The sequence below is a fragment of the Rhizobium sp. CF122 genome, from assembly GCF_000282035.1.
Lineage (GTDB): Bacteria > Pseudomonadota > Alphaproteobacteria > Rhizobiales > Rhizobiaceae > Rhizobium.
On sequence record NZ_AKKA01000072.1, the window covers coordinates 1 to 22,328 of the forward strand.

Sequence of the window (22,328 nt, forward strand, 5' to 3'; positions counted from 1 at the left end):
TCTCGAAGACGAAGTTGAAGGTCGAGCCCAGCAGGCCACCGAACGGCATCTGCTTTTCGGCGAGGCCGCCAACCCACAGGTCGATTGCATCGACACCGGTGGTCGTCACCCCGGTCGGGGAGTTGGCGTAGATGCCGGTGCTGTTGAGGAAGGCAAGCCGGTCGGCCTCGTCCGCGGTGAACGTCCTCTCTACGCCGCCTGCGCCTCCCGCGTTGATCACCGCGCTTCCGCCCAGAACCAGAGCTGAGGCAATGGCGCGTTTTTCCGCAAGCGTGTCGACGTCGGCCGCCGTCAGGGCGGCGTGCGTGCCGTAGGCGGCGATGAAATTGATAACCGACTCGGGATGCTTCAGGTTCTGCACCAAGTCGACCCAGCTCGTATAAGGCTTGAGTTGACTGTCGGAAGTCATTTCGTAAAATTCACGACGCGCGGCATTCAACGATGGCACGCCGGTATCACGACCACGCGCAAGGTTGATGGTCGGCAGATCAAGCGGCAGGCCAAGAAGGTTGTTGCGCAGCGCTTCCGTGACGAACTCGTCGATCTCGTTGCCGGCCTGGCGCGTTACGCCGCGCACGATGGCGCCGGTCGCCTCTTCCGGCGTTGGACCGCTTGCGGCAAAGGCGAGCGGGTTGAGGAAGGCCGCGATCAGGCCAACTTCGTTTGATACGAAATTGGGATCGAGGCGGTCGATTGTCTCGGTCAGCATCGAGTGCCCGAAGCGGTAGACCGTATGTGCAAACTCGGCAACGATTGCGGGATCGATCGTGGTGTCGAAACCTTCAGGCGCAAGAAACGCATCGACCTGCGGCTGGACCTTGCGCGCGAACTCCTCGAACACCAGGTGCTGGTACTGCATTTCGGTGCCGAATTTCGCCACCTGGAACAGGCGTTCGCCATCCCACTGGAGCGTGGCGATGTCCGTCAGCGCCGGGACCGTCAGCACGTCGACCACCAGCCATTGATTGAGGAAGGCAACCGCCTCAGCCTGCGTCGCGCCACCGGCAAGCAGCGCCTGGGCATCGCTGACAAGGACTTCCTTGGTATGATCGGCCAGCCGGTTGTGTTCGGCATGGAAGATCGAATGGACGGCGGTGAGGCCGATATTCTCGTTCACGCGGCCGTCGCCGGCGATGTAGTGCGCGTCGAGCAGCTCGTTATCGTAAAATCCCTGCTCCGGAGCTGTGCCACCTGCGACAGTGTCGACGTCCGGGGTCAATGCCTGAGGTGGTGTTGCCGGATTGCCGTCATGGTCGCCGAAGGGGTTGGCGGCATGCGCGATGTCATCGAGGAAGCCGTGTCCGGTGCTGATCGCCTGGGACGCATTGACCGGTAATTCCGGATTGCCTTCGACAAGAACCGGGGGAGGCCCGGCCGCGACGACGAGTTGTGGAAAGCCGTTCTGGCCCCCGATGAAGTTGCCATAAGCATCCGTGGCAAGCAGCGGCACGCGAAGCGCGTCGGCGTCCGTCAGGTTGATGCCGAGGATGTCGCGCGCCTGCGCCTTCACGACGGCCCAGGTGGCCATGCCGCCGATTTCTTCGTCATCGGCCGTGCCATATATGCCGTCGGCTCCGAGGTCGCGATTGGTGATCAGCTTGCCGGTAGGCACCGGCCTGCCATCGGCATCCAATTCATAGGCGCGCAGGAAAACCTGATGCGAGGGATGCGAGGAATAGGTCTGGTTCTGGTCGACAAACGGCGATGTCGTGTTCATCGCCTCGTGGGTTGTGTTGTCGGCGGACTCGTCAACGGCCGTCGTCGGGTCATCGTTAAGAATGCCGTTGGGGCCCGGCCCGGCAAACTGGGTCGCCCGCGTCAGCACCATGAAGTTTGTCGGGCTGCCCTCGACAAAGAGCGGATCATCCGGCTGCAGCGGGATGAACACGACATCATTCCCGCCCTTGGTCACGAGGTCGAGACCATGGTCGAAGAACTGGCCGAAAAAGGTGAACCAGGAATTGAATGGCGCAGACAGGCCTTCATCCGGCGTGGCATTGGGAATGAAGAAGACAGGCTTGTCGTCGGCCGTGCCAAACTGGCCATCCAGCCCGGGGCTGGTAGCGATATTCAGGCCAAGATCCGTTACCGTTTGATCGAACGCCTGCTGGGCGGCGATCACAGCCGGGTCCAACGTATTGCCGCCGGCATTGGCCTTGGCCGTCTCCAAAGCCTGGAGGGCAGCGAGGAAGGAGGCGCTGTCTCCGGCAATGTCCACAGATCCGGCATTCTGGAGGGCGGCCGCAATCGCCGCCGGATTGTTCAACGACTGGTCGACGATCAAATTGCTGATCGTTCGCGGCTGCGAGTCGATGACCGTGCCACTTGTCTGCGCATATGAGGTTCCAGCTTGGGCATCACGGAACACCGGGTCCGTAAGGCGCGGGAAGATGTTGTCGGACGCGCCGAACTCGCTCTGATCCGCAAAAAGATTGTTGAATGATCCATCAACCGTCCGCAAACCGAAGGGGACGAACGAGTTCGGGACCAGGGTTCTCGGATCAGATCCGGCCGCGTGGGCCTCCGCGAGGAGAATTTGCTGCAGGATGAAATCCAGGTCCGAGCGAATAAATTGTACCATGCCACCCTCCCAATGATTGCCTTCGCCTTGGACAAAGCTTCGCCCTCGCACCAAACGAAGTGCGCTGCCGGCTGAACACGGCGCCGGAGCCATGGCCGCGACAGTTGTTAGGCTCTCGACCGACCAATCGTCGATGATTATGCAAGGATTATGTAAGCTTGAGCATCTGTATGCGAGGGTCCTTGGTCTCGCCATTGCCGAGACCAAGGTCCCAGTGTCGCTTGGCACCTGGGACAGTCCCCTGAACGCGGAATCGGCATTTGGATGACAGTCGCTCTTTGCCGTCATTCCCTGCGCCCTCGAATCAGGCGGCAGTGATGCCACGTGCATTGAGCGATGACCTTCGCAGTCGTGTTCTGGCGGCGCAGGCAGGCAGGATGTCGGCGCGATCCGTTGCGTCGCGGTTCGGGATCGGGACTTTTACGGCGATTGCCTGGATCGCAAGCGTAGGGCAGGGTCAACTGACTGCGGCAAAACAAGGCCGACGTGCTGGCTCCAGACTGGACGCGCATGGAGGCGAAAGGGTTCTATGGCACCAAGGTCGAGTCCAGTGATTTCCGACCGGCGCAGGCCCGGCAAAGCCGAGGAGCAGCATCGGCGGGCAATCGACGCTTCGCCCTTGGACGTCACGGGTAGGTACTTGTAAGACTCAACTAGAGCGCCGCGTTGGGAGCGGGCGACTTGCGGGACCCCGGCTAAACCACGTCGCAGTGCTATGCCGTCCGGCGCAGGTTCACGATCAAGAAAAGGTCAATCCACGATGCGGGGCGTGAACTTTGGCTGTGCTGGCTCTGCTGTTTCTTTGATGGCCTCGTCGTGATACCAGCAGCTTTCATAGACCGAAGGGATCATATCCCGTTCAATATCAACTGCCGGGCGACGCTCCGCCGCAGCAAAACGCTTCGCTGGAAACGCGTAAATTGTTGCCGTCTCGTGATGCACACCAATGGCCATAAAGTGCCTCCTTGCTCATCGACGCCCGAGGACGATAACACGACCATAACAGAACTGCACAGTAATTGCGCGAGCTGATTGAAAAATATGCACCAGATGTTGGGATTATGGGCATTCGAATCTGCTGGCATTTATATCGGAATCTCAGTGAGTATAAAATATAATCATATGCACAAAAAATAATCGCTTGAGTTGAACTGCGAAAAAAATGTTGCAGCCTTCTCCGGTCGCGTCGGCCGAACTCACGCTCCGCAACTGCCTTCGGCAGCTAACTGCTTGAGTCCGCAGCCAGTTCCACGCTCAGTCATCTCCGTGGAGCAAACTCGGTCGGTCGGCTTGTCGGGCGCTCTCGATTGGCGAGCTGCATCATCGCACACAAACTGGCACGCCACGTGCATGTAATTTGGCATCCCTTCGCGGCCTGATCGCTTCAACGGTCGGTTCGCTTGAGGATTTGCTCACGATTTATGTTTGAGAGACTCGCAAATGACCAAGTATAAGCTCGAGTACATCTGGCTCGATGGGTACACCCCGGTACCAAATCTCCGCGGCAAGACGCAGATCAAGGAATTCGACGCTTTTCCGACACTCGAGCAGCTCCCGCTCTGGGGCTTCGATGGTTCGTCGACGATGCAGGCAGAAGGCCGCAGCTCTGACTGTGTGCTGAAGCCCGTCGCGATTTATCCGGACCCGGCCCGCACGAACGGCGTTCTCGTCATGTGCGAAGTCATGATGCCAGATGGTGTTACCCCGCATCCGTCCAACAGCCGCGCCACCATCCTCGACGACGAGGACGCCTGGTTCGGTTTCGAGCAGGAATACTTCTTCTACGAGAACGGCCGTCCGCTGGGTTTCCCGGAAACCGGCTACCCGGCTCCGCAGGGCCCCTACTACACGGGCGTCGGCTACTCGAACGTCGGCTCGATCGCCCGCGAGATCGTTGAAGAGCACCTTGACCTGTGCCTCGCCGCTGGCATCAACCACGAGGGCATCAACGCCGAAGTGGCCAAGGGTCAATGGGAGTTCCAGATCTTCGGCAAGGGGTCAAAGAAGGCCGCCGACCAGATCTGGATGGCACGCTACCTGCTGCAGCGCCTCACGGAAAAGTACGGCATCGACATCGAGTATCACTGCAAGCCGCTCGGCGATACCGACTGGAACGGCTCGGGCATGCACTGCAACTTCTCGACCAAGTTCATGCGCGAAGTCGGCGGCAAGGCTTATTTCGAAGCCCTGATGGCGCAGTTCGACAAGAACCTGATGGACCACATCAACGTTTACGGCCCGGACAACGACAAGCGCCTGACCGGCAAGCATGAAACGGCTCCGTGGAACAAGTTCTCCTACGGTGTTGCCGATCGTGGTGCCTCGATCCGTGTTCCGCACTCCTTCGTTAAAAATGATTATCGCGGTTACCTGGAAGATCGTCGCCCGAACTCTCAGGGTTGCCCTTACCAGATCGCTTCGCAGGTTCTGAAGACGATCTCGGAAGTACCGACGGCTGGTTTTGCTTCGGCCGCGGCCTAAGCTAGCGAGTTGCATTCACTGCAAATGGCGTCGATCGAAGGGTCGGCGCCATTTGTTTGTTGGTGGCGTCAGCGGACCGAAATCATGGCGCAATAGCATTTCAGGCGCGGCACTTTTCCAGTAAGTTGCGTGCCAAAATCATCTACCGGTTGATAAATTCAACCGGACAAGCATAATCCTTTTGCGTTGCCATTGTTTGTCCTTATACTCGCCATCGGATTCTCCAATCGCGAGTTGCTCGTGACAGGCAAGCAGAACCGTCTTCTCCGTTTACTTGGAACGCCCGCGCTTTTCGCGCAGGGCAGCGAGATCGTCTTGCCGGAGAAAGCTTACGCGTTGCTCGCTTTTCTGGTAACTGCACCGCAATGCGCGATGGAGCGGGAAATCCTGCGGGCGATCCTGTGGCAGTCGGATCAATCCAAACAGCGAGCCGGAAGCCTGCGCCAGCTTCTGGCGCGGATTGATCGCAGCATTCCCGACAGCCTGCCGCGCTTGCTCAAGGCGACGAATGCTCATGTTTCCTTCAACCGTGATGATTGGGACGCAGACGTACTGGCCCTCAGCGATACGGCGGCGCCCTTGCCGCGATCGGCGTGGGAGCTGCTTCGCGGTGATCTTCTCGAGGGGTTCAAGGCGCCGACGATCGAGGCCGAAGAGAGAATTGTCGTCGAGCGTCAGCGCATTGAGCAACGCCGCGAGGCTCATATAATTGCGCTTCTCGAAACGCCAGAGAAACGCACGTCCGACGACATCCTGATGCTTGCAGGCTCGCTGCTTGAGGCGGACCCTGCGAACGAAGTCGCTTGCCGAGCGCTGATGCAACGGCACGTGGACGCCGGTGATCTCGCAGCCGCACGTCAGGTGTATTTGCGCTGCCGCAATGAGCTGAAGGCTGAATACGGTGCGGAGCCGGATGGCCGGACCCTGGCTCTGGCGCAGGAGCTCGGCATCATCACGCCGGCCTCGCTTGCAGGCCCCTTGAAAGAAATACCCGGCAACGTCCCTTCTGACCCAGTGGGTCAGCCGCGGGTCCTCATTCTGCCGCCGGATACGATCTTGTCTGACCCGGTGCTGCAGCGTGTGGGGCGCGCGCTTTTGGAAGAGGTCACGATCGGACTAAGCCAGCAGCGCGGCTTCAAGGTGATTGCTGCGCACACGAGCCTGGAAATCGTCAATCGCAGTCTCGCTGGCGATCCCTTTGTGCCGACGCCACCCGAGCTGCGGTTTGATTATACCGTCTATGTTACGATCCATGGTCGCGAGGATGACATCTATTCCACGTGCCGACTGACGAAGAATTCGACGGCCGAAGTGCTCTGGGCGATCGACTTGCCGCTTGCCATGCAGAAGGTCAACCAATCCTTCGCTCAGCTTGCCCGACGTATTGTGATGACGCTCGCCGACACCATCGAACGCCGTGAGCTTCTGGATATGACGCATGACGTCAATCCGTCGGCCTACCGCCTGTACCTTGAAGGAAAGCGGCTCGTTTCGAAGACCGATCTTCAGCACCTGCGCCAGGCGCGCAAATGGTTCAAATCAGCGCTCTCCCGCCACGACAGGTTTTCATCGGCTCATGCGGGAATGGCCCGCGTGCTCGGTATGGAGTGGCTTGTGCGCGGGATGAAGGATACGCAATTGCTGGAGGAGGCGGACCGCTCCGCCTGGCTTGCTCGTGACAGCGACCCGAATAGTGGCAGGGCGATGCGCGAATTGGGCTTCGTCGCTCTTTATCGCCGCCGCTTCGACGATAGTCTCGAATTTTTCGCCGAAGCGCAGATGCTGAACCCGAATGACGCCGACATTCTCGCCGATCATGCGGATGCCCTGCTGCATGATGGTCAAAGTGACCGGGCGCTGGAGTTGAGCCTGGCAGCGCTCAAGCTCAATCCGTTGCCACCGGACTATTACTACTGGAATCTCGGCGGTATCCATTTCGTGCAGGAAAACTATGCAAAGGCGATCGAGGTCTTGGATCGCGTCAAGGATCGCCCTGCGACCTCGCGCCTTCTGGCTGCATCCCACGCCAAGAACGGTGACCTGCGAACCGCGTCGCGCTATGCCTCTATCGTCCTCGAGAATTTTCCCGATTTCCGCACCGATGATGTCTGGCAATTCGTGCCGGACCGCAATCCGGATGACACCCGTCAGCTGATTGACGGCCTTCGGATGGCCGGATTGTCTTGAAGCGTTACACTTACTGTGCTTTGGGCGCCGTCCTGGCGCGAATCCTGGTCACGCCGAAATAACGCCAGCCGGCGCATGCTCCTCCTGTCCGCAGCACGATGCTGCTTCTAGCAGGAGATGACACAATGACGACCACCCAGATCAAGCCAGTTGCAGTACGCCTTTCCGCCGCCGCTCAAGCCGTCCTGAAACAGGAAGCCGTGCAGCTTGACACAAACGCCACGGCAAACATTGTTCACGCGCTGAAGTTCCGTTGAGGTCGATGCGAATGTCTGTTCAGACCGCACTCGAGCGCCTGGTGCAAGATCTCAGTCTTTCATCAGCCGGCATCAATAGCTATCACGACCGCTCACTGACGCCTGGGCAGACATTCGCGGCCATCAAACCGCACTTCAAGGAACTTGGCATTACGCGGGTGGGTTTGCTCACTGCGCTCGACCTCGTCGAGATCCCCGTTGCTTTCGCGACGCGGCCAAACAGCTACACGCTTTCAGTTTTTCAGGGAAAAGGCATCGACGAAGAGGCCGCTATGACTTCGGCTGCGATGGAAGCTGTCGAGACGCGCATTGCTGAGATGCAGCCGAGCGACCTGGTGATGGCGACGCTGCACGGAATGAAGGCCGAACATGCGCCGATGATCGACCTCGATTCGGTCGCGCGCTGCGTTCCCTCCGAGATCGGTTCGCAGCCGATCGCCTGGAGCGAAGGTCTGGACATCATGTCCGGCCGCCCTGTCTTCGTGCCCTGGCCGCTCGTCGGTCTCGATCATCGGGGCGTCCGTCCCTGCGGGTTCGAGCAGTCGAGTGATGGTCTCGCATCCGGAAATCGGCCGGCGGAAGCTGTGCTTCACGGGCTTTGCGAGCTGGTTGAACGTGACGCCTGGGCACTGACGCAGTTGCGCCCGCACGAGCAACTGTGTGGCACGCGGATCGATCCGGCGGCCTTCGGCGATCCTGTCCTGGATATTGTCGTAGATCGCATCAGGCGCGCAGGAATGCGTCTCCTGCTGCTCGACATGACGACCGACATTGGCGTCCCCAGTTTTCTGGCAGTTATCATTCCCGGCAATCTTGGTGAGCGTGTGGATACGCGCTGGACCCATGTCTGCGGAGGATGCGGCTGCCACCCCGATCCTATTCGCGCAGCGCTCCGCGCAATCACAGAGGCGGCACAGAGCCGTTTGACCGCGATTGCCGGTAGCCGCGACGACTTTTCGCCGCGTCTTTACCAGAGGCTCGACAACGGCGGCCCGATGCAGGAACTCATCAATCTCTGCGACGAAGCGCCCGTCGCTCCCAAATTTTCTTTCGAAACGGCGCCGCGCAGCATCCAGGAAAATATCAGCCACATTCTCGATCGCCTGAAGGCGAAAGGTATCGATCAGGTGGTGGCCGTGCCGCTTCCCCACCCACGCCTGCCGGTTTCAGTCGTGCGCATGATCGTTCCTGGCCTCGAGGTGGATGTCAGCGGCCAATTCATTCAACTCGGGTTGCGCGCCGTCAACGCTATGCAGGGAGCAATGCAATGAAGGTTATCTTCGCAGGCCCGAGCTTTGGCGCCGATATTGGCAGTCTTCGAGACGAGAACCCTTCGATCGTCTTTCGCGGGCCGGCCGCGCGTGGTGACATATTGCAGGCCGTGCAGGACGGCGCACGGGCAATTGGGATTGTCGATGGCTACTTCGGGGAAGTGCCTTCGGTATGGCACAAGGAGATCCTCTACGCATTGCAGCACAATGTCGTCGTTGCGGGCGGCGCCAGCATGGGGGCGCTGCGCGCGGCCGAATGCGCAGCGTTCGGCATGGTCGGTCTGGGTTCGATCTACGAGGATTACGCGGAAGGTCGCCTGATCGACGACGAGGCTGTGGCGCTCGTGCACGCGCCCGAAGAACTCGGCTGGCTGCCGCTCTCCATCCCGTGGGTCGATTTTCAGCCGACGATCGACGGGCTGTACCGGCAGGGCGCTCTATCGCTTGCCGAACACAAGATGCTGTTGCTTGCCGGCCGCGCGCTTCATTTTTCGGAGCGTACCTATCCCAAGGTCGTCGGGGGCTGCACTTTCGCCAGTGGGGACCGCGCCAAGTCGATCCTGCGGATGATCCGAGCAGCCAAAATTGAGCGCAAGCGTCAGGATGCCGAACTCGTCCTGCAGTATCTGCAAGACGTGGAGTTTGCCGTTCAGGAGCGTGACTGGGGTTTTGCCGCCACCTCGCACTGGGAGCACTTGCGGGCGGAAATCACGGGGGGCGTCACGCCTGTAACGCCCGAGTAACGCCTGACCAGAATGATGGATCTCGTTGAAGCCTCGAAGGCTCATCAGCAGAGAAGGTGAAGGCGGTGGCAATGAACATTCTGACGAGGGATGAGGGAACGGGTAGCGAGTATGCCAGAATATTCCGGTTACTCTCGGCCGCGAAAGATGAAGCCCAGAAGCTCAAGTTGCATAATTTGATGCACTTGACCAACATGGCTCTTCTTCAGGTCGTGATCGATTGGGACGGCATTGACCCCGAACGCGAGCTCGACGTCAATCTCGAAAAGCTGATCGGCAAGAAGACGCAGGTCGCAATGAAAGATGCCAGCGAGAACCTCGTGCTTCTCGACTGTCACTAACGTTCGGACTGTCCAACTCCGACCAGAAAGCTATTGAGCATCGTCCAATTCCATGCCGGCAATTGCCTGCACGAGCTTTACGATCTTCTTGCGAACCTGTTCGTTCTTGATCGACAGAAACGCGGCGTTAAGCAATACGCCGTCACGGGAGACGACGAATTCCTCGCTGGGCGTGGGGTTGTCGTTGGCGGTGCCGGGGTTAACGTCCTCGAAGAAAGATCGGACGTCGACATCGAGCGCGCCGGCAATCTCAACCAGCATGCTCGCGGAAACGCGGTTGGATCCCTTTTCGTATTTTTGAATCTGTTGAAACGTGACGCCGACCCGATCGCCAAGCTCGGTCTGCGATACCTTACGCATCAGACGCTTTATGCGGATCGTCTTCCCGACGTGAACATCAACTGCATGGGGTCCATCTTTCATGGTTCTCTCCTTCCAACGCCGGTTGTTGCGCGACTATTATGCTAGCGATCAACCTAACGGAGATAATTGATCGGATCAATTGTGTTGATTCGTTTTTATTTGGCGTCCTGCGCGTGGCACAACGCATTGAAGATGCGGCCATCCGGCAGATTCGTGATTATTGAAACGTCAAATTACTGTTATTGTTGTGATCAACCATAGATCGTGATCGGGTATTCGCTTCAGTCTGAGAGGTCGGCATGCCGGCAAAGAGGAACTGGCTTTTCATCGCGTTGTTCGCCGTTTTAGTGGTCGGTGGCTATTACGCGTGGCAGAGATTCTCGAACGGCGGCCTCCCTGATAATATTGCCAGCGGCAATGGGCGCATCGAAGCGACCGAGATTGATATCTCGACAAAGACTGCGGGCCGCATTCAGGACATTCTCGTCAATGAGGGCGATTTTGTCGAGGCGGGTCAGATGCTTGCCCGAATGGACACCGAGCAGCTCGAGGCGCGACGCCGTCAGGCCGAGGCGCAGTTGCGCCGGGCCGTTATCGGCGTTGATACCGCAAACAGCCTTGTCAAACAACGAGAAGCCGAGCACGCCGCTGCCGTTGCCGTCGTTGCCCAGCGTGAGGCGGAAGCCGACGCGGCGCAAACGAAGCTTACACGGTCGGAGCAATTGCGGAAAAGCAACACGATTTCGCAACAGATTCTGGATGACGACCGCGCGGCTGCCCAAGGAGCAAAGGCCGCGGTTGCGGCAGCGCAGGCGCAGCTCGCGGCCGCGGAAGCCGCCATTACCTCTTCGAAGGCGCAGGTGGTGGATGCGGAAGCTGCGGTCGATGCCGCAAGAGCAGAGATCGAGAGCATCGACGCCGACATCACCGACAGCGTCCTGAAGTCACCGCGTGAGGGTCGCGTGCAATATAAGGTAGCGCAACCGGGCGAGGTCCTTGCCGCGGGTGGACGCGTGCTCAATATCGTCGACTTGAGTGATGTCTACATGACGTTTTTCTTGCCGACCGACCAGGCGGGACGCGTACCGATGGGAGCAGAGGTACGGCTCGTGCTCGATGCAGCACCGAAATACATCATACCGGCCAACGTGACGTTCGTCGCAGACGTCGCCCAGTTCACGCCAAAGACCGTCGAGACGCAGGAAGAACGAACGAAGCTGATGTTCAGGATCAAGGCCCGGATCCCGCCGGAGCTGCTGCGCAAATATGTTCAGTTCGTCAAGACGGGCCTCCCAGGCATGGCCTATGTACAGCTCGACCCCAAAGCGGAGTGGCCCACCCATATTTCCGGGCCGGTGCTGCAATGAACGGCGGGCCACCCGGCGAGCCAGATCGCCAGGTCGCTCGCCTTGAGGGCGTTAGCCTCGCCTACGGCGAGACAAAGGCGCTGGTAAACATAACGCTCGACCTGCCGGCGAACCGTATGATCGGCTTGATAGGTCCGGATGGCGTGGGCAAGTCTAGTCTTCTGTCGCTCATTGCCGGCGCACGTGTCATCCAAAAAGGGCGGGTGGACGTGCTTGGTGGCAACATCGCCGACGCGACACATCGCAGCATAACCTCCCCGAAGATCGCCTACATGCCACAGGGGCTTGGTAAGAACCTTTATCCCACGCTTTCGGTTTTCGAGAACGTGGACTTCTTCGCTAGGCTCTTTGGCCAGGCAAGGAAGGAGCGGGAGGCGCGCATTGCCGGGCTGCTGAAAGGAACCGGGCTCAGCTCCTTTGTCGATCGACCGGCCGGCAAGCTCTCCGGCGGTATGAAGCAAAAACTCAGCCTTTGCTGCGCCCTGATCCATGACCCCGATCTACTCATCCTTGACGAGCCGACAACCGGCGTCGATCCCTTGTCTCGCCGCCAGTTCTGGGAGTTGATCGATAGCATCCGGCAAAGTCGTCCGGGCATGAGCGTTATCGTCGCAACCGCCTACATGGAGGAAGCGGCGCGTTTCGACTGGTTGGTCGCGATGGATAGCGGCAGGGTCCTGGCGACCGGAACGCCGGTCGAGCTCATGAAGGCCACCGGAACGGCCGATCTCGATACGGCCTTCATCGCACTTCTTCCTGAGGAGAAGCGCGCCGGACATAGCGGTGTCGACATGCCGCCAAGAATGCCAGCCGCCGAGCAGGAGATCGCGATAGAGGCAAGCCATCTGACCATGCGGTTTGGCAACTTTACCGCCGTCGATGACGTAAGCTTCCGCATCGCTCGGGGCGAGATATTCGGGTTCCTTGGCTCGAATGGCTGCGGCAAGACGACAACGATGAAAATGCTGACGGGCCTTTTGCCGGCAAGCGAAGGAACGGCGCATCTTTATGGTCGCGAGGTCGATTCAAACGATATCGAGATCCGCCGTCGTGTCGGCTATATGTCGCAAGCCTTCTCCCTTTATACGGAGCTGACGGTTCGCCAGAACCTCGACCTTCATGCGCGGCTGTTCAGCATGGATCCGCAATTGATTCCTGCTCGCATACAGGAGACGATGCAGCGGTTCGATCTGGCCGATGTGATGGATGTCTTGCCGGATGCCCTGCCGCTCGGCATACGACAGCGTCTATCGCTTGCGGTGGCGATGATCCATTCACCAGATATTCTGATCCTTGACGAGCCGACGTCCGGCGTCGACCCGGTCGCCCGCGACAATTTCTGGCAGATCCTGTCGGATCTGTCGCGAAAGGATAATGTTACGATCTTCGTCTCGACGCATTTCATGAACGAGGCGGCCCTGTGTGATCGGATATCGTTGATGGATGCCGGAAAGGTGCTTGTGAGCGACACACCCGAGGCCATTGTGAAAGCGCGTTCCGCGACCAGTCTCGAGGAGGCTTTCATAGCCTATCTCGAAGACGCAACCGGGGACAAGGAAGCAGCGCCGGCAAGCTTTGCGTCTGCGAATGTGCAGACAGGCGATGCCGCGGGGCAAGCAGCGGCCGGTGGGCTGGGGCGACTTTTCGATTTTAGAAGGATGTTTGCCTACACGCGCCGCGAAGCGCTTGAACTCAGACGCGATCCCATTCGTGCGACGCTGGCGGTGGTCGGCAGTGTCATTTTGATGTTCGTCATTGGCTATGGCATCAACATGGATGTCGAAAACCTTTCCTTCGCTGTACTCGACCGTGATGACACAACGATCAGCCAGGACTACGTCCTGCAGATATCCGGTTCCCGGTACTTCGATGAAAGGCCGCCAATCATCGACTATGCGGATATGGACCGTCGAATGAGATCAGGGGAGCTCAGCCTTGCGATCGAAATCCCGCCCGGTTTCGGCAGGGATGTCTCGCGTGGACGAAGCGTCGAGATAGGGGCCTGGATCGATGGCGCCATGCCGAGCCGAGCCGAAACGGTCCGGGGCTACGTGGAGGGAATGCACGCAGAATGGCTCGCGCGCAAAGCGCAAGAGCGCGCCGGAGCCGCGGCTGCCACCGCAAATTTCCAGCTGGACATCCGCTACCGCTACAATCCGGACGTACAAAGCCTTGTTGCTATGGTCCCCGGTGTCATTCCGCTCCTGCTGATGATGATCCCCGCAATGCTTGCCGGCCTCAGCGTCGTGCGCGAAAAGGAGCTCGGCTCCATCATCAATTTTTACGTGACCCCGGTTACTCGCATCGAGTTCCTGTTTGGCAAGCAATTGCCCTATATCGCTCTCGCGATGCTCAACTTTTTCATGTTGAGCGCGTTCGCGGTATTTATCTTTCGTGTCCCTTTCACCGGCAGCTTCCTGACGTTCACCCTCGCAGCGCTGATCTACGTCACGATAACAACAGGCATGGGGCTGCTTATCTCAGCCTTCATGAGCAGTCAGATCGCCGCGATTTTCGGCACCGCCCTGATAACCCTCATACCGGCAGTTCAGTATTCGGGTATGATCGACCCCGTATCATCACTACAAGGGGCGGGCGCCTTCATCGGCAAGATTTATCCCGCCGCCCACTTTGTCACGATCTCGCGCGGGACCTTCTCCAAGGCTCTGGGCTTTAGCGACTTGGTCGATTCCTTCATACCATTGCTGATTGCCGCCCCGATTCTGACGTGCTTAGGGGCAGCGCTTTTGAAGAAACAGGCGAACTGACCATGCGTGTGGCCAGTGTCTATCGGCTGGGGATCAAGGAGCTCTGGGGTGTCGCACGCGATCCGATGCTACTCGTTCTGATTATTTATTCCTTCACGGTGTCGATATACACGGCGTCGAACTCTCTGCCCGAAACGCTAAATCGGGCTGCGATCGCTATTGTGGATGAGGACCAGTCGCCGCTCTCCGCGCGGATCATAACGGCATTCTATCCACCCTATTTCGTTGTTCCGCGCGTCATTGCGCTCCAGGAGGTCGATCGCCGCATGGATGCCGGGCTGGACACGTTTGCACTGGTCATTCCGCCGAATTTCCAGAGGGACGTGCTTGCTGGTCGATCGCCGAGCATCCAGCTGAATGTCGATGCGACGCGTATATCACAGGCGTTCACCGGCAGCGGCTATGTTCAGTCGATCGTCTCGGGCGAGGTTAACGAGTTCGTCAATCGATATCGCGGTGGCGAGCAGGTATCCGTCGCGCTGACGCTGCGATCCCGGTTCAATCCGGAGTTGGATAAGAGTTGGTTCGGCTCGATCAATAATGTCATTTCCTCAATTACGATGCTTTCGATCATCCTGACCGGTGCGGCACTGATCCGCGAGCGGGAACACGGCACGATCGAGCATCTGCTCGTCATGCCCATCACGCCGCTGGAGATTATGCTGAGCAAGATATGGTCGATGGGTCTGATTGTCGTTGCCGCCTCCACATTCTCCCTGATCTTTATCGTCCAGGGGCTGCTCAAGGTGCCAATTGAAGGCTCCTTTGCACTCTTTGTGATTGGTACTGCACTTGTCGTATTCGCCACCACCTGCCTGGGCATTTTCCTTGCGACCGTCGCAGGCTCGATGCCGCAGTTCGGCTTGCTCCTGATGTTGGTGCTGATCCCCCTTCAGTTGCTCTCCGGCGGTACGACCCCGCGCGAAAGCATGCCTGAGATTATCCAGAACATCATGCTCGCAGCACCAAATACGCACTTCGTGATCTTATCGCAGGCCGTTCTATTTCGCGGGGCCGGCCTTGCCGTGGTGTGGCCGCAGCTTGCCGCACTCGTGGCGATTGGCGCCATCTTTTTCTATCTCGCGCTGCGCCGCTTCAGGCAGTTCCTGCGCTAAGCGGCGATCGACCGGCAGATTCAAGTATATTCACGCCCGGATATGCTTCCTCAAGTTTGTTCGTTGTGCCAGAGATTGCTGGTCTGACAACAGGAGGCGTACTTTTCTTGACGATCGGGTTTGCACATGCCGAATTGATAGCCGTGCTCGTTGCGGTGACAGGCGGCGAGCCGCGTGTGATGACGATCCGGTCCGGAGAGGCTCTACCTTCTGGCCCGTTCGAAATGGGGCATCGTACCCTGCAGAGTGGTTTGCGTGAATGGGTTCAGGAGCAGACAGGCCATCCGGTCGGCTATCTGGAGCAGCTCTATACCTTCGCTGATCGCGACCGAAACAATGAGATCCTCGGCGGCAGGACGATCTCGATCAGCTATCTCGGTCTGGTCCGGGAGCAGGCCGCAACAGGCGCTGGTGGGCCCGCCTGGCATGGCTGGTACAGCTATTTTCCCTGGGAGGACTGGCGCGCCGGACGCCCTGCGGTCCTTGACGATATCGTCGCGCATCTCGTTGCGTGGGCAAAGCGCGACCCCATCCGTCAGGAGGAGCGGATGCGTCGGACGAATGGCGCTTTTGGATTGGGCGAGGTCGCGTGGAACGAAGACCTGGTGCTGCAGCGCTATGAGATCCTCTACGAGGCGGGTCTTGTGAAGGAGGCTGGCTGCCTGTCGGACGTAAATCCGGGTCGGCCGATGTTTGCCGACCATCGGCGCATTCTTGCAACCGGCATTGCGCGATTGCGGGCAAAGATCAAATACCGGCCCGTTGTCTTCGAGTTGATGCCGGAGAGCTTCACCTTGCTGCAACTGCAGCGCAGCGTTGAAGCTCTGGCTGGGCTAACGCTCCACAAGCAGAATTTCCGACGGTTGATCGAGCAGCAGGAACTGGTCGAGGAAACTGGCGATACGACGAGCGAAACGGGTGGTCGCCCCGCAAAGCTGTTTCGCTACCGCTGTGAAAGCCGCGAATACGAGTCACAAATCTAAACGGCCCCGGTGACGACCGAGATTTTACCCTTTTGCGTCATTTCATGCTCCTCAGCTCTGAATAACATCCGGGAACTGGACGCACAAAAGCTATCGGCCGAGAGACCGGCATCGGTTGGTGGTCCCCTCTAGAGCGGACCACCAACGTCGAGTTTGTTTCAGCGGGAATAGAACGTGATGCTACCGTCGGCAGCTTGCTCGACATCGACGATGTTGGATACCTTTACGCCGGCCTGTTGAAGCTTTCCGGCAAGTGGTTTGTTCTGCTCAATCGCTGACCGGATCCCTTCGATGGCACCGATCGAGCGGTCTGACGCGGTACCGCCCCGAGTGAGGTGCTCCGGAGAAAGGTCCCAGTTATTGACCTGGCGGACGTCGAAAGTGGCGTTGTAGGAACGAAGGGTCGTTTCGAGCGCGTGCGCCGTATTCATGTCGAGACTGTCGGCAAGTGTAACATTCGCGAAGGTAATCGAAGAGATGACTGCGACTGCAGCGAGGCTGAGAATGCGATTCATGTTCTTAACCTTTCGGGGGGGGGGGTCAGGCATTCGCTTCGCCTAAGGCGAGGATCAATCTTTTTCGATACTCCACTGGGCGAAGACCATGGAAGTGTACGTAGCTGCGAGATGCTTTGGTACCAGACGACAGGCGAGGCTCCACTCGACCTATGTCTAGCTATGCGCGGTCGCTTGCACGGATGATTTCGGCTGGAATTCGTCAAGCATGTGGTTATCGCGCGAGGCCCAACGCGGCTCGAAAGGCCGTTGGGCATCCTTGTTGTCTTGTCCTGATTTACGTTGACTTTATAATGAGTTAGAGGTTGGAAAGCTCCCCAGTCTTGACATAAAATTCTGGCGGTTTTCCTCATCCTGCCAATGCGAACTCCCGAGCTGAATGATGGGAACCGTCGGAGGAGTTACCCATACCCTCCGGTGAGAACAGGCGAGCGCGCTTTAGCCCTTTGTGACCTTATTGCCTTCTGCTCTAAGAGAGTGGATAGTCGCTCGCCTTAGAGCTTCCCCATCATGGCGTGCATACGCAACTACCGCCACAAAGCGTTGATCACGGAGGGACTTGTGACGATATACGATGAACTTCGCAAACCGCCGTTCAACCTTGATGACGCCGCGATCGCCTGGGTCCGCGACGTTTATGCGTCGCTCGATCTCGACGACAAAGTCGGCCAGCTCTTCACCTTGATCATGATTGGGACGGATGAAGAGGAGTTCGCGCGCATTGGTGCATTGAGGCCGGGTGGGGTGACCCGATTTTTCACGCCGGACCTCGACTTCGAGCGGCGTGTCATCTCAGACCTCGTCGCCAGAAGCAAAGTGCCACCGGTCATCAGCGCAGATCTGGAAGGAAGCCGCCATTCCTTCGCTTTCGGCACACCGGTGCTAGGGCAACTTGGTCTCGCCGCCGTCGACGATGTCGAGGCGACCGAGAAAAGTTCCGAAATCTTGGCCCGCGAGGGTAGAGCAATGGGGGTACGGTGGTCCTTTACTCCGGTCATGGACATCAATGCTGCCTTCCGATCACCGATCGTCGGCACGCGCTCCTACGGTTCGGATGTCGACAGAATTGAGCGCCACGCCGTCGCCCATGTTCGCGGCCTCCAGCAGAATGGAATTGCCGCCACCGCGAAGCACTGGCCGGGCGAGGGATACGACGACCGCGATCAGCACCTCGTTACGACCGTCAATCCACTCTCGATGGAACAGTGGGAAGAAACTTTCGGACGACTTTATAGAAGGCTGATCGGCGAGGGCGTGCTGGCCGTGATGAGTGCGCATATTTCCTTACCGGCCTATGTCCGGTCTAAGATTCCCGATGCTGGGCTTGAAGCTTTCCGGCCGGCCTCTGTTTCCCGGTTACTGAACATCGATCTTCTCCGTGATCAGCTCGGCTTCAATGGCATCATTGTCTCTGACGCTACGCCGATGGGTGGCTTGTCGGCCTGGGGTCACCACACGAAGACCATGCCTGACATTATCGCCAATGGCTGCGACATGATCCTCTTCAGCGACGCACCGGAGGAGGATATGGCAGCGGTCAAGTCCGCTGTCGAAGATGGGCGAATAACGCCTGAGCGACTCGAGGAAGCGGTTCTTCGCGTGCTGGCTCTCAAAGCGCACCTCAAACTCTTTCAGCCGTCGGATGTCCTGCCCGACGCTGCGGAAACGCGCAACCTGCTTGCGCATCCCGACAGCGTTGCTGCTTCCAAGGAGTACATCGCTCGCTCACCCACGCTTGTGAAAGATGTCCACAGCATCTTTCCGCTTGATCCTGCGAAGACAAAACGCGTCCTGTTGGTCGATGGAGGCATCATCCATCCGCTCATGCAGCAGCCACTGAAATTCCTGCTGCCGGAGCTCTTGGCCAAAGAGGGATTTGAAGTCACGATAGACCGGCCGGACATCGTGCCAAGCCCTGACGACTTCGATCTGGTGATTTACGCCCTGGGCGACGAGTCGCTGCTCGTACGGGGCCGGATATTCGTCGACTGGCATCGGATGGGCGGCGGGGGCCTGTTCAAGGCCATGTATCGACCCTGGACGAATATTCCCTCCGTGATGATCTCCTTCGGTCATCCATATCATCTCTACGATGCGCCGCGCATACCAGCCTATATAAACGCGTACTCGACGATGGATACCGTGCAGGAGGCCGTTGTGGAGTGCATGCTTGGGCGCAAGCCTTTCCTTGGCACAAACCCGGTCGATCCATTTTGCGGCCTTGAGGATGCGCGCTATTGAAGCGTAAGGCCCGGTCACGCTCACGGTCGGGCAACATGGGCTCTCTTGCACGGTGAAGCGAATTTAGACCTGCCAGCGACACAAGGCTCGCACGGTGTCGCAAAGCTTCGGAACCGGCTTGTCAACTGTGCGACGCCCGAAATCGGATTAACAATCGGACGCTCGCGTTCCTTCTTCGCTCCAGGCGGCTGCACTGTCGGCGGTGCCAGCGACTTCTTGTCGGCGCTTCAGGCTTCTTGGCCATCGGCGTCACGTCCTTTGGCCGCCTTTGCTTGCGCGTCGAGTTTGTGTCGTTCGTCTTCATAGCGCTCACCATCTTCCGCCTTTTGTTTCGGCCAAAGCGCGAGATATTTGGTCGCCAATCCAAAAGACATCGAATCTTGAAGACGTCCTTCTTGGTCGTTCCTGAACCTGTCGCACCACGGCCAGCGTGCCGCGGATTACGTCCGGACTGCCACTAATCAGGAGCAATCTCAGCCACGTCTTCCTGGAAGAACGCGCCCTTGCGGGATCAAAACTGCCGCTCTCCCGCAATTGACATATGCTCAGTATGAGGATATCCATGGCCGCATAATATACTCAGATAGAGCATAAGCAGGAGTCGGCCATGAACCACCGCGTTTCCGCGTCCTCCCTTTATGAGCGCGTTCGCCGCGTCATTCCCAAGGCGGAGTGGATGTCGTTCGAAGATGACGTCGAGGCGATCCTTAAGCTGAAGCGGCAGCGCAACGCCGTCATTCTCGCACACAATTACCAGACGCCGGAGATTTTCCACGGCGTCGCCGATATCGTCGGCGACAGCTTGGCGCTGGCGCGCAAGGCGATCGACGTCGAGGCTGACGTCATCGTGCTTGCCGGGGTGCATTTCATGGCCGAAACGGCCAAGCTCCTCAATCCTAACAAGACAGTGCTCATCCCGGATATGGGGGCGGGCTGCTCGCTAGCGGATTCGATCACGCCGCAGGACGTGGCGCTTCTGCGCGAAGCGCACCCCGGAGTGCCTATTATCACCTATGTGAATACCTCCGCGGCCGTGAAGGCAGCGTCCGATATCTGCTGCACATCCGGGAACGCCAAGCAGGTCGTCGAGTCTCTCGGTGTACCGCGGGTGCTAATGATCCCGGACGAGTATCTCGCCCGCAACGTTGCACGCGAAACAATGGTCGAGGTACTTGCTTGGCATGGACATTGTGAAGTCCACGAACTGTTTACGGCCGATGACGTCAGGCAGTTGCGCGAGAATTATCCTGGTGTAACCGTGTTGGCGCATCCCGAATGTCCGCCAGATGTCGTCGCCGAGGCGGACTTCGCCGGATCGACCGCAGTGATGTCCGATTTCGTCGGGCAGCAGCGTCCGGCCCGCGTCGTTCTCTTGACCGAGTGCTCGATGAGCGACAACGTCGCGGTGCATCATCCCGATGTCGAGTTCATCCGCCCCTGCAATCTTTGTCCGCACATGAAGCGGATCACGCTCGCCAACATCCGTACCGCACTGGAGGAAAATCGCCACGAGGTCACGGTCGACCCTGACATAGCCGTCGCCGCCCGGCGCGCCGTCGAGCGGATGCTTGCGATATGACCGAGCTTCTCGACGCGTTGAGCGGACAGGTTGTCGTCGTTGGAAGCGGGCTCGCCGGCCTGATGACGGCATTGACGCTCGCGCCGCAGCCCGTCGTTCTCATCACCCGCGGTGCCATTGGGACGCAGACATCAAGCGCCTGGGCGCAAGGCGGAATCGCGGCCAGTCTTGGTGAGGATGACAGCGCTGAGTTACACCTTTCCGATACGCTTGCTGCCGGCGACGGGCTGTGTGATCCGCATGCTGCATCCGAGATTATCGCTGAGGGCCCAGCCGCCATTGCAGCCCTGGAGCGTGCCGGCGTCTCTTTCGACAGGGACGGCCTGGGGAGGCTGGTACTTGGTCTGGAGGCCGCGCATTCGCGTCGACGCATCGTGCATGCGTCAGGCGACGGGTCTGGTGCTGCGATTGTTGCCGCTTTCGTACGAGCGGTCGCCAACACGCCTTCGATCACGGTACTTCAAGCAACCGAGTTGCGCTCGCTTATGGTCCATGACGGCTCGGTCAACGGTCTGATTGTTTCCAGACGTGCGCAGATTGCCGCCATCATGACCAACAGGGTGGTGCTGGCGACGGGTGGCATCGGCGGGCTCTATGACGCGACGACCAATCCCATGTGCAATTTCGGCCAGGGACTTGCGCTGGCGGCCAGGGCAGGGGCGCGCCTTGCCGACATGGAATTCGTGCAATTTCACCCGACGGGTCTTGATTCTGCGCGCCGGCCGCTGGCGCTCGTCAGCGAGGCGGTGCGCGGCGAGGGCGCCGTCCTCGTCAACGACCGTGGCGAACGCTTTATGTCGGGCATCGATGGAGGAGAACTGGCGCCGCGCGACGTTGTTGCGCGCGCCATCAGCGCAGAAATTTCACTGGGGCGGCATGTCTTCTTGGATGCCCGTTGCGCGCTCGGCGATCGCTTTGCACTCCGATTTCCGACAATCCAGGCGCTATGCCGCGAGGCCGGCATCGATCCGGCAATCGATCTCATACCGGTGCGCCCTGCAGTTCACTACCACATGGGCGGAGTTGCGACCGATTTGACGGGACGCAGCTCGGTTCCAGGCCTGTGGGTGGTCGGCGAGGCGGCCTCGACCGGGCTGCATGGCGCCAATCGTCTGGCCAGCAACTCGTTGCTTGAGGCGGCCGCGCTAGGCATGCGGGCTGCCCGTGATCTTGGCGGGACGTCGACGGGTCGGGTTTGGGCGGCGCCGGGAGTGCCGCCTGTGTCAGCGCCAGATGCCTCGTGCGTGCGCGCGATCGTGTCGCGCCACCTCGGCGTGCTGCGTAACGCCGGGGCTCTCCAGGGAGCAATCGCGGCCCTGTTGCCGCTCGCCGAAGCCGACGGCCCTGCCGCCGATCCGGCGATTGTTGCGTTGACGATTGCTGTCTTTGCAATGCTGCGCAAGGAGAGCCGCGGCGCACACGCGCGCACCGATTTTCCACTGAAGCTGCCGCTTGCCGAACGCCGTTTCATGACGCTCGCCGATGTGCTCGACGTCGCGCGTGCCGACACCCATTCTTTTGCCCGGAGTGCCTGAC

The 22,328-nt window shown here is 59.1% G+C and carries 17 protein-coding genes and 1 pseudogene; 14 read left to right on the plus strand and 4 right to left on the minus strand.

Going from position 1 to position 22,328, the window contains the following annotated elements:
* The coding region (locus PMI09_RS15140) for a peroxidase family protein (RefSeq protein WP_007795595.1) at positions 1-2,581 on the minus strand (2,581 nt) is incomplete at its 3' end.
* A 317-nt stretch (positions 2,582-2,898) separates the two neighbouring features.
* Between PMI09_RS15140 and PMI09_RS31750 the strand changes: the two are divergent.
* Positions 2,899-3,093 (plus strand): annotated as a pseudogene (locus PMI09_RS31750) (IS630 family transposase); the annotation flags it as partial.
* 238 nt (positions 3,094-3,331) lie between these two features.
* Here PMI09_RS31750 and PMI09_RS15145 read toward each other — a convergent pair.
* The gene (locus PMI09_RS15145) at positions 3,332-3,535 is read right to left on the minus strand and encodes a DUF2735 domain-containing protein (protein WP_007795598.1); all 204 of its coding nucleotides are present in this window, start codon (positions 3,533-3,535) and stop codon (positions 3,332-3,334) included.
* A 486-nt stretch (positions 3,536-4,021) separates the two neighbouring features.
* Here PMI09_RS15145 and PMI09_RS15150 point away from each other — a divergent pair, with 486 nt between their 5' ends.
* The 6 genes from PMI09_RS15150 to PMI09_RS15170 all read left to right on the plus strand — a co-directional run bounded on the left by PMI09_RS15150 (position 4,022) and on the right by PMI09_RS15170 (position 9,861).
* Positions 4,022-5,062, plus strand: a complete 1,041-nt coding sequence (locus tag PMI09_RS15150) for a glutamine synthetase beta-grasp domain-containing protein (protein WP_007795602.1) — start codon at positions 4,022-4,024, stop codon at positions 5,060-5,062.
* Between the two features lie 240 nt (positions 5,063-5,302).
* Positions 5,303-7,249: a BTAD domain-containing putative transcriptional regulator gene (locus PMI09_RS15155; RefSeq protein WP_037083244.1), complete on the plus strand. Its 1,947-nt coding sequence runs from the start codon at positions 5,303-5,305 to the stop codon at positions 7,247-7,249.
* Positions 7,250-7,374: 125 nt separating this feature from the next.
* Positions 7,375-7,506 (plus strand): hypothetical protein, encoded by a 132-nt coding sequence (locus PMI09_RS32540; RefSeq protein WP_007795609.1) that lies wholly within the window; start codon positions 7,375-7,377, stop codon positions 7,504-7,506.
* An 11-nt stretch (positions 7,507-7,517) separates the two neighbouring features.
* Entirely contained in the window at positions 7,518-8,777 is a 1,260-nt protein-coding gene (locus PMI09_RS15160; RefSeq protein ID WP_007795613.1) for a YcaO-like family protein, read from the plus strand.
* Entirely contained in the window at positions 8,774-9,520 is a 747-nt protein-coding gene (locus PMI09_RS15165) for a TfuA-like protein (RefSeq protein WP_007795616.1), read from the plus strand. Before PMI09_RS15160 ends, PMI09_RS15165 begins: the two co-directional genes overlap by 4 nt.
* Positions 9,521-9,591: 71 nt before the next feature.
* Entirely contained in the window at positions 9,592-9,861 is a 270-nt protein-coding gene (locus PMI09_RS15170; RefSeq protein ID WP_007795619.1) for a hypothetical protein, read from the plus strand.
* 30 nt (positions 9,862-9,891) lie between these two features.
* On the opposite strand, the gene PMI09_RS15175 is transcribed toward PMI09_RS15170, so the two are convergent.
* On the minus strand, positions 9,892-10,284 hold the full coding sequence (locus PMI09_RS15175) for a helix-turn-helix domain-containing protein (RefSeq protein WP_007795623.1): 393 nt from the start codon (positions 10,282-10,284) through the stop codon (positions 9,892-9,894).
* A gap of 239 nt (positions 10,285-10,523) precedes the next feature.
* On the opposite strand from PMI09_RS15175, the gene PMI09_RS15180 reads away from it, so the two are divergent.
* From PMI09_RS15180 to PMI09_RS15195, 4 genes are all read left to right on the plus strand, one after another.
* Positions 10,524-11,591 carry an HlyD family secretion protein gene (locus PMI09_RS15180; RefSeq protein ID WP_007795626.1) on the plus strand — a complete coding sequence of 356 codons (1,068 nt, stop codon included), beginning with the start codon at positions 10,524-10,526 and terminating at the stop codon, positions 11,589-11,591.
* Positions 11,588-14,359 (plus strand): ribosome-associated ATPase/putative transporter RbbA, encoded by a 2,772-nt coding sequence (gene rbbA, locus PMI09_RS15185; RefSeq protein ID WP_007795629.1) that lies wholly within the window; start codon positions 11,588-11,590, stop codon positions 14,357-14,359. The genes PMI09_RS15180 and rbbA overlap by 4 nt, the downstream gene beginning before the upstream one ends.
* A gap of 2 nt (positions 14,360-14,361) precedes the next feature.
* Positions 14,362-15,474, plus strand: coding sequence for an ABC transporter permease (locus PMI09_RS15190; RefSeq protein ID WP_007795632.1), 1,113 nt, complete (start codon positions 14,362-14,364; stop codon positions 15,472-15,474).
* Between the two features lie 107 nt (positions 15,475-15,581).
* Positions 15,582-16,457, plus strand: a complete 876-nt coding sequence (locus tag PMI09_RS15195; protein ID WP_007795635.1) for an NUDIX hydrolase — start codon at positions 15,582-15,584, stop codon at positions 16,455-16,457.
* Positions 16,458-16,615: 158 nt separating this feature from the next.
* Here PMI09_RS15195 and PMI09_RS15200 read toward each other — a convergent pair whose 3' ends face one another.
* Complete coding sequence (locus PMI09_RS15200) at positions 16,616-16,972, minus strand: hypothetical protein (RefSeq protein WP_037083201.1); 357 nt, start codon at positions 16,970-16,972, stop codon at positions 16,616-16,618.
* A 561-nt stretch (positions 16,973-17,533) separates the two neighbouring features.
* Here PMI09_RS15200 and PMI09_RS15205 point away from each other — a divergent pair.
* From PMI09_RS15205 to PMI09_RS15215, 3 genes are all read left to right on the plus strand, one after another.
* Complete coding sequence (locus PMI09_RS15205) at positions 17,534-19,213, plus strand: glycoside hydrolase family 3 protein (protein ID WP_081499077.1); 1,680 nt, start codon at positions 17,534-17,536, stop codon at positions 19,211-19,213.
* 607 nt (positions 19,214-19,820) lie between these two features.
* Positions 19,821-20,792 carry a quinolinate synthase NadA gene (gene nadA / locus PMI09_RS15210; RefSeq protein ID WP_007795644.1) on the plus strand — a complete coding sequence of 324 codons (972 nt, stop codon included), beginning with the start codon at positions 19,821-19,823 and terminating at the stop codon, positions 20,790-20,792.
* Positions 20,789-22,327 carry an L-aspartate oxidase gene (locus tag PMI09_RS15215; RefSeq protein ID WP_007795645.1) on the plus strand — a complete coding sequence of 513 codons (1,539 nt, stop codon included), beginning with the start codon at positions 20,789-20,791 and terminating at the stop codon, positions 22,325-22,327. Before nadA ends, PMI09_RS15215 begins: the two co-directional genes overlap by 4 nt.
* The last annotated feature ends 1 nt before the right edge of the window (position 22,328 follow it).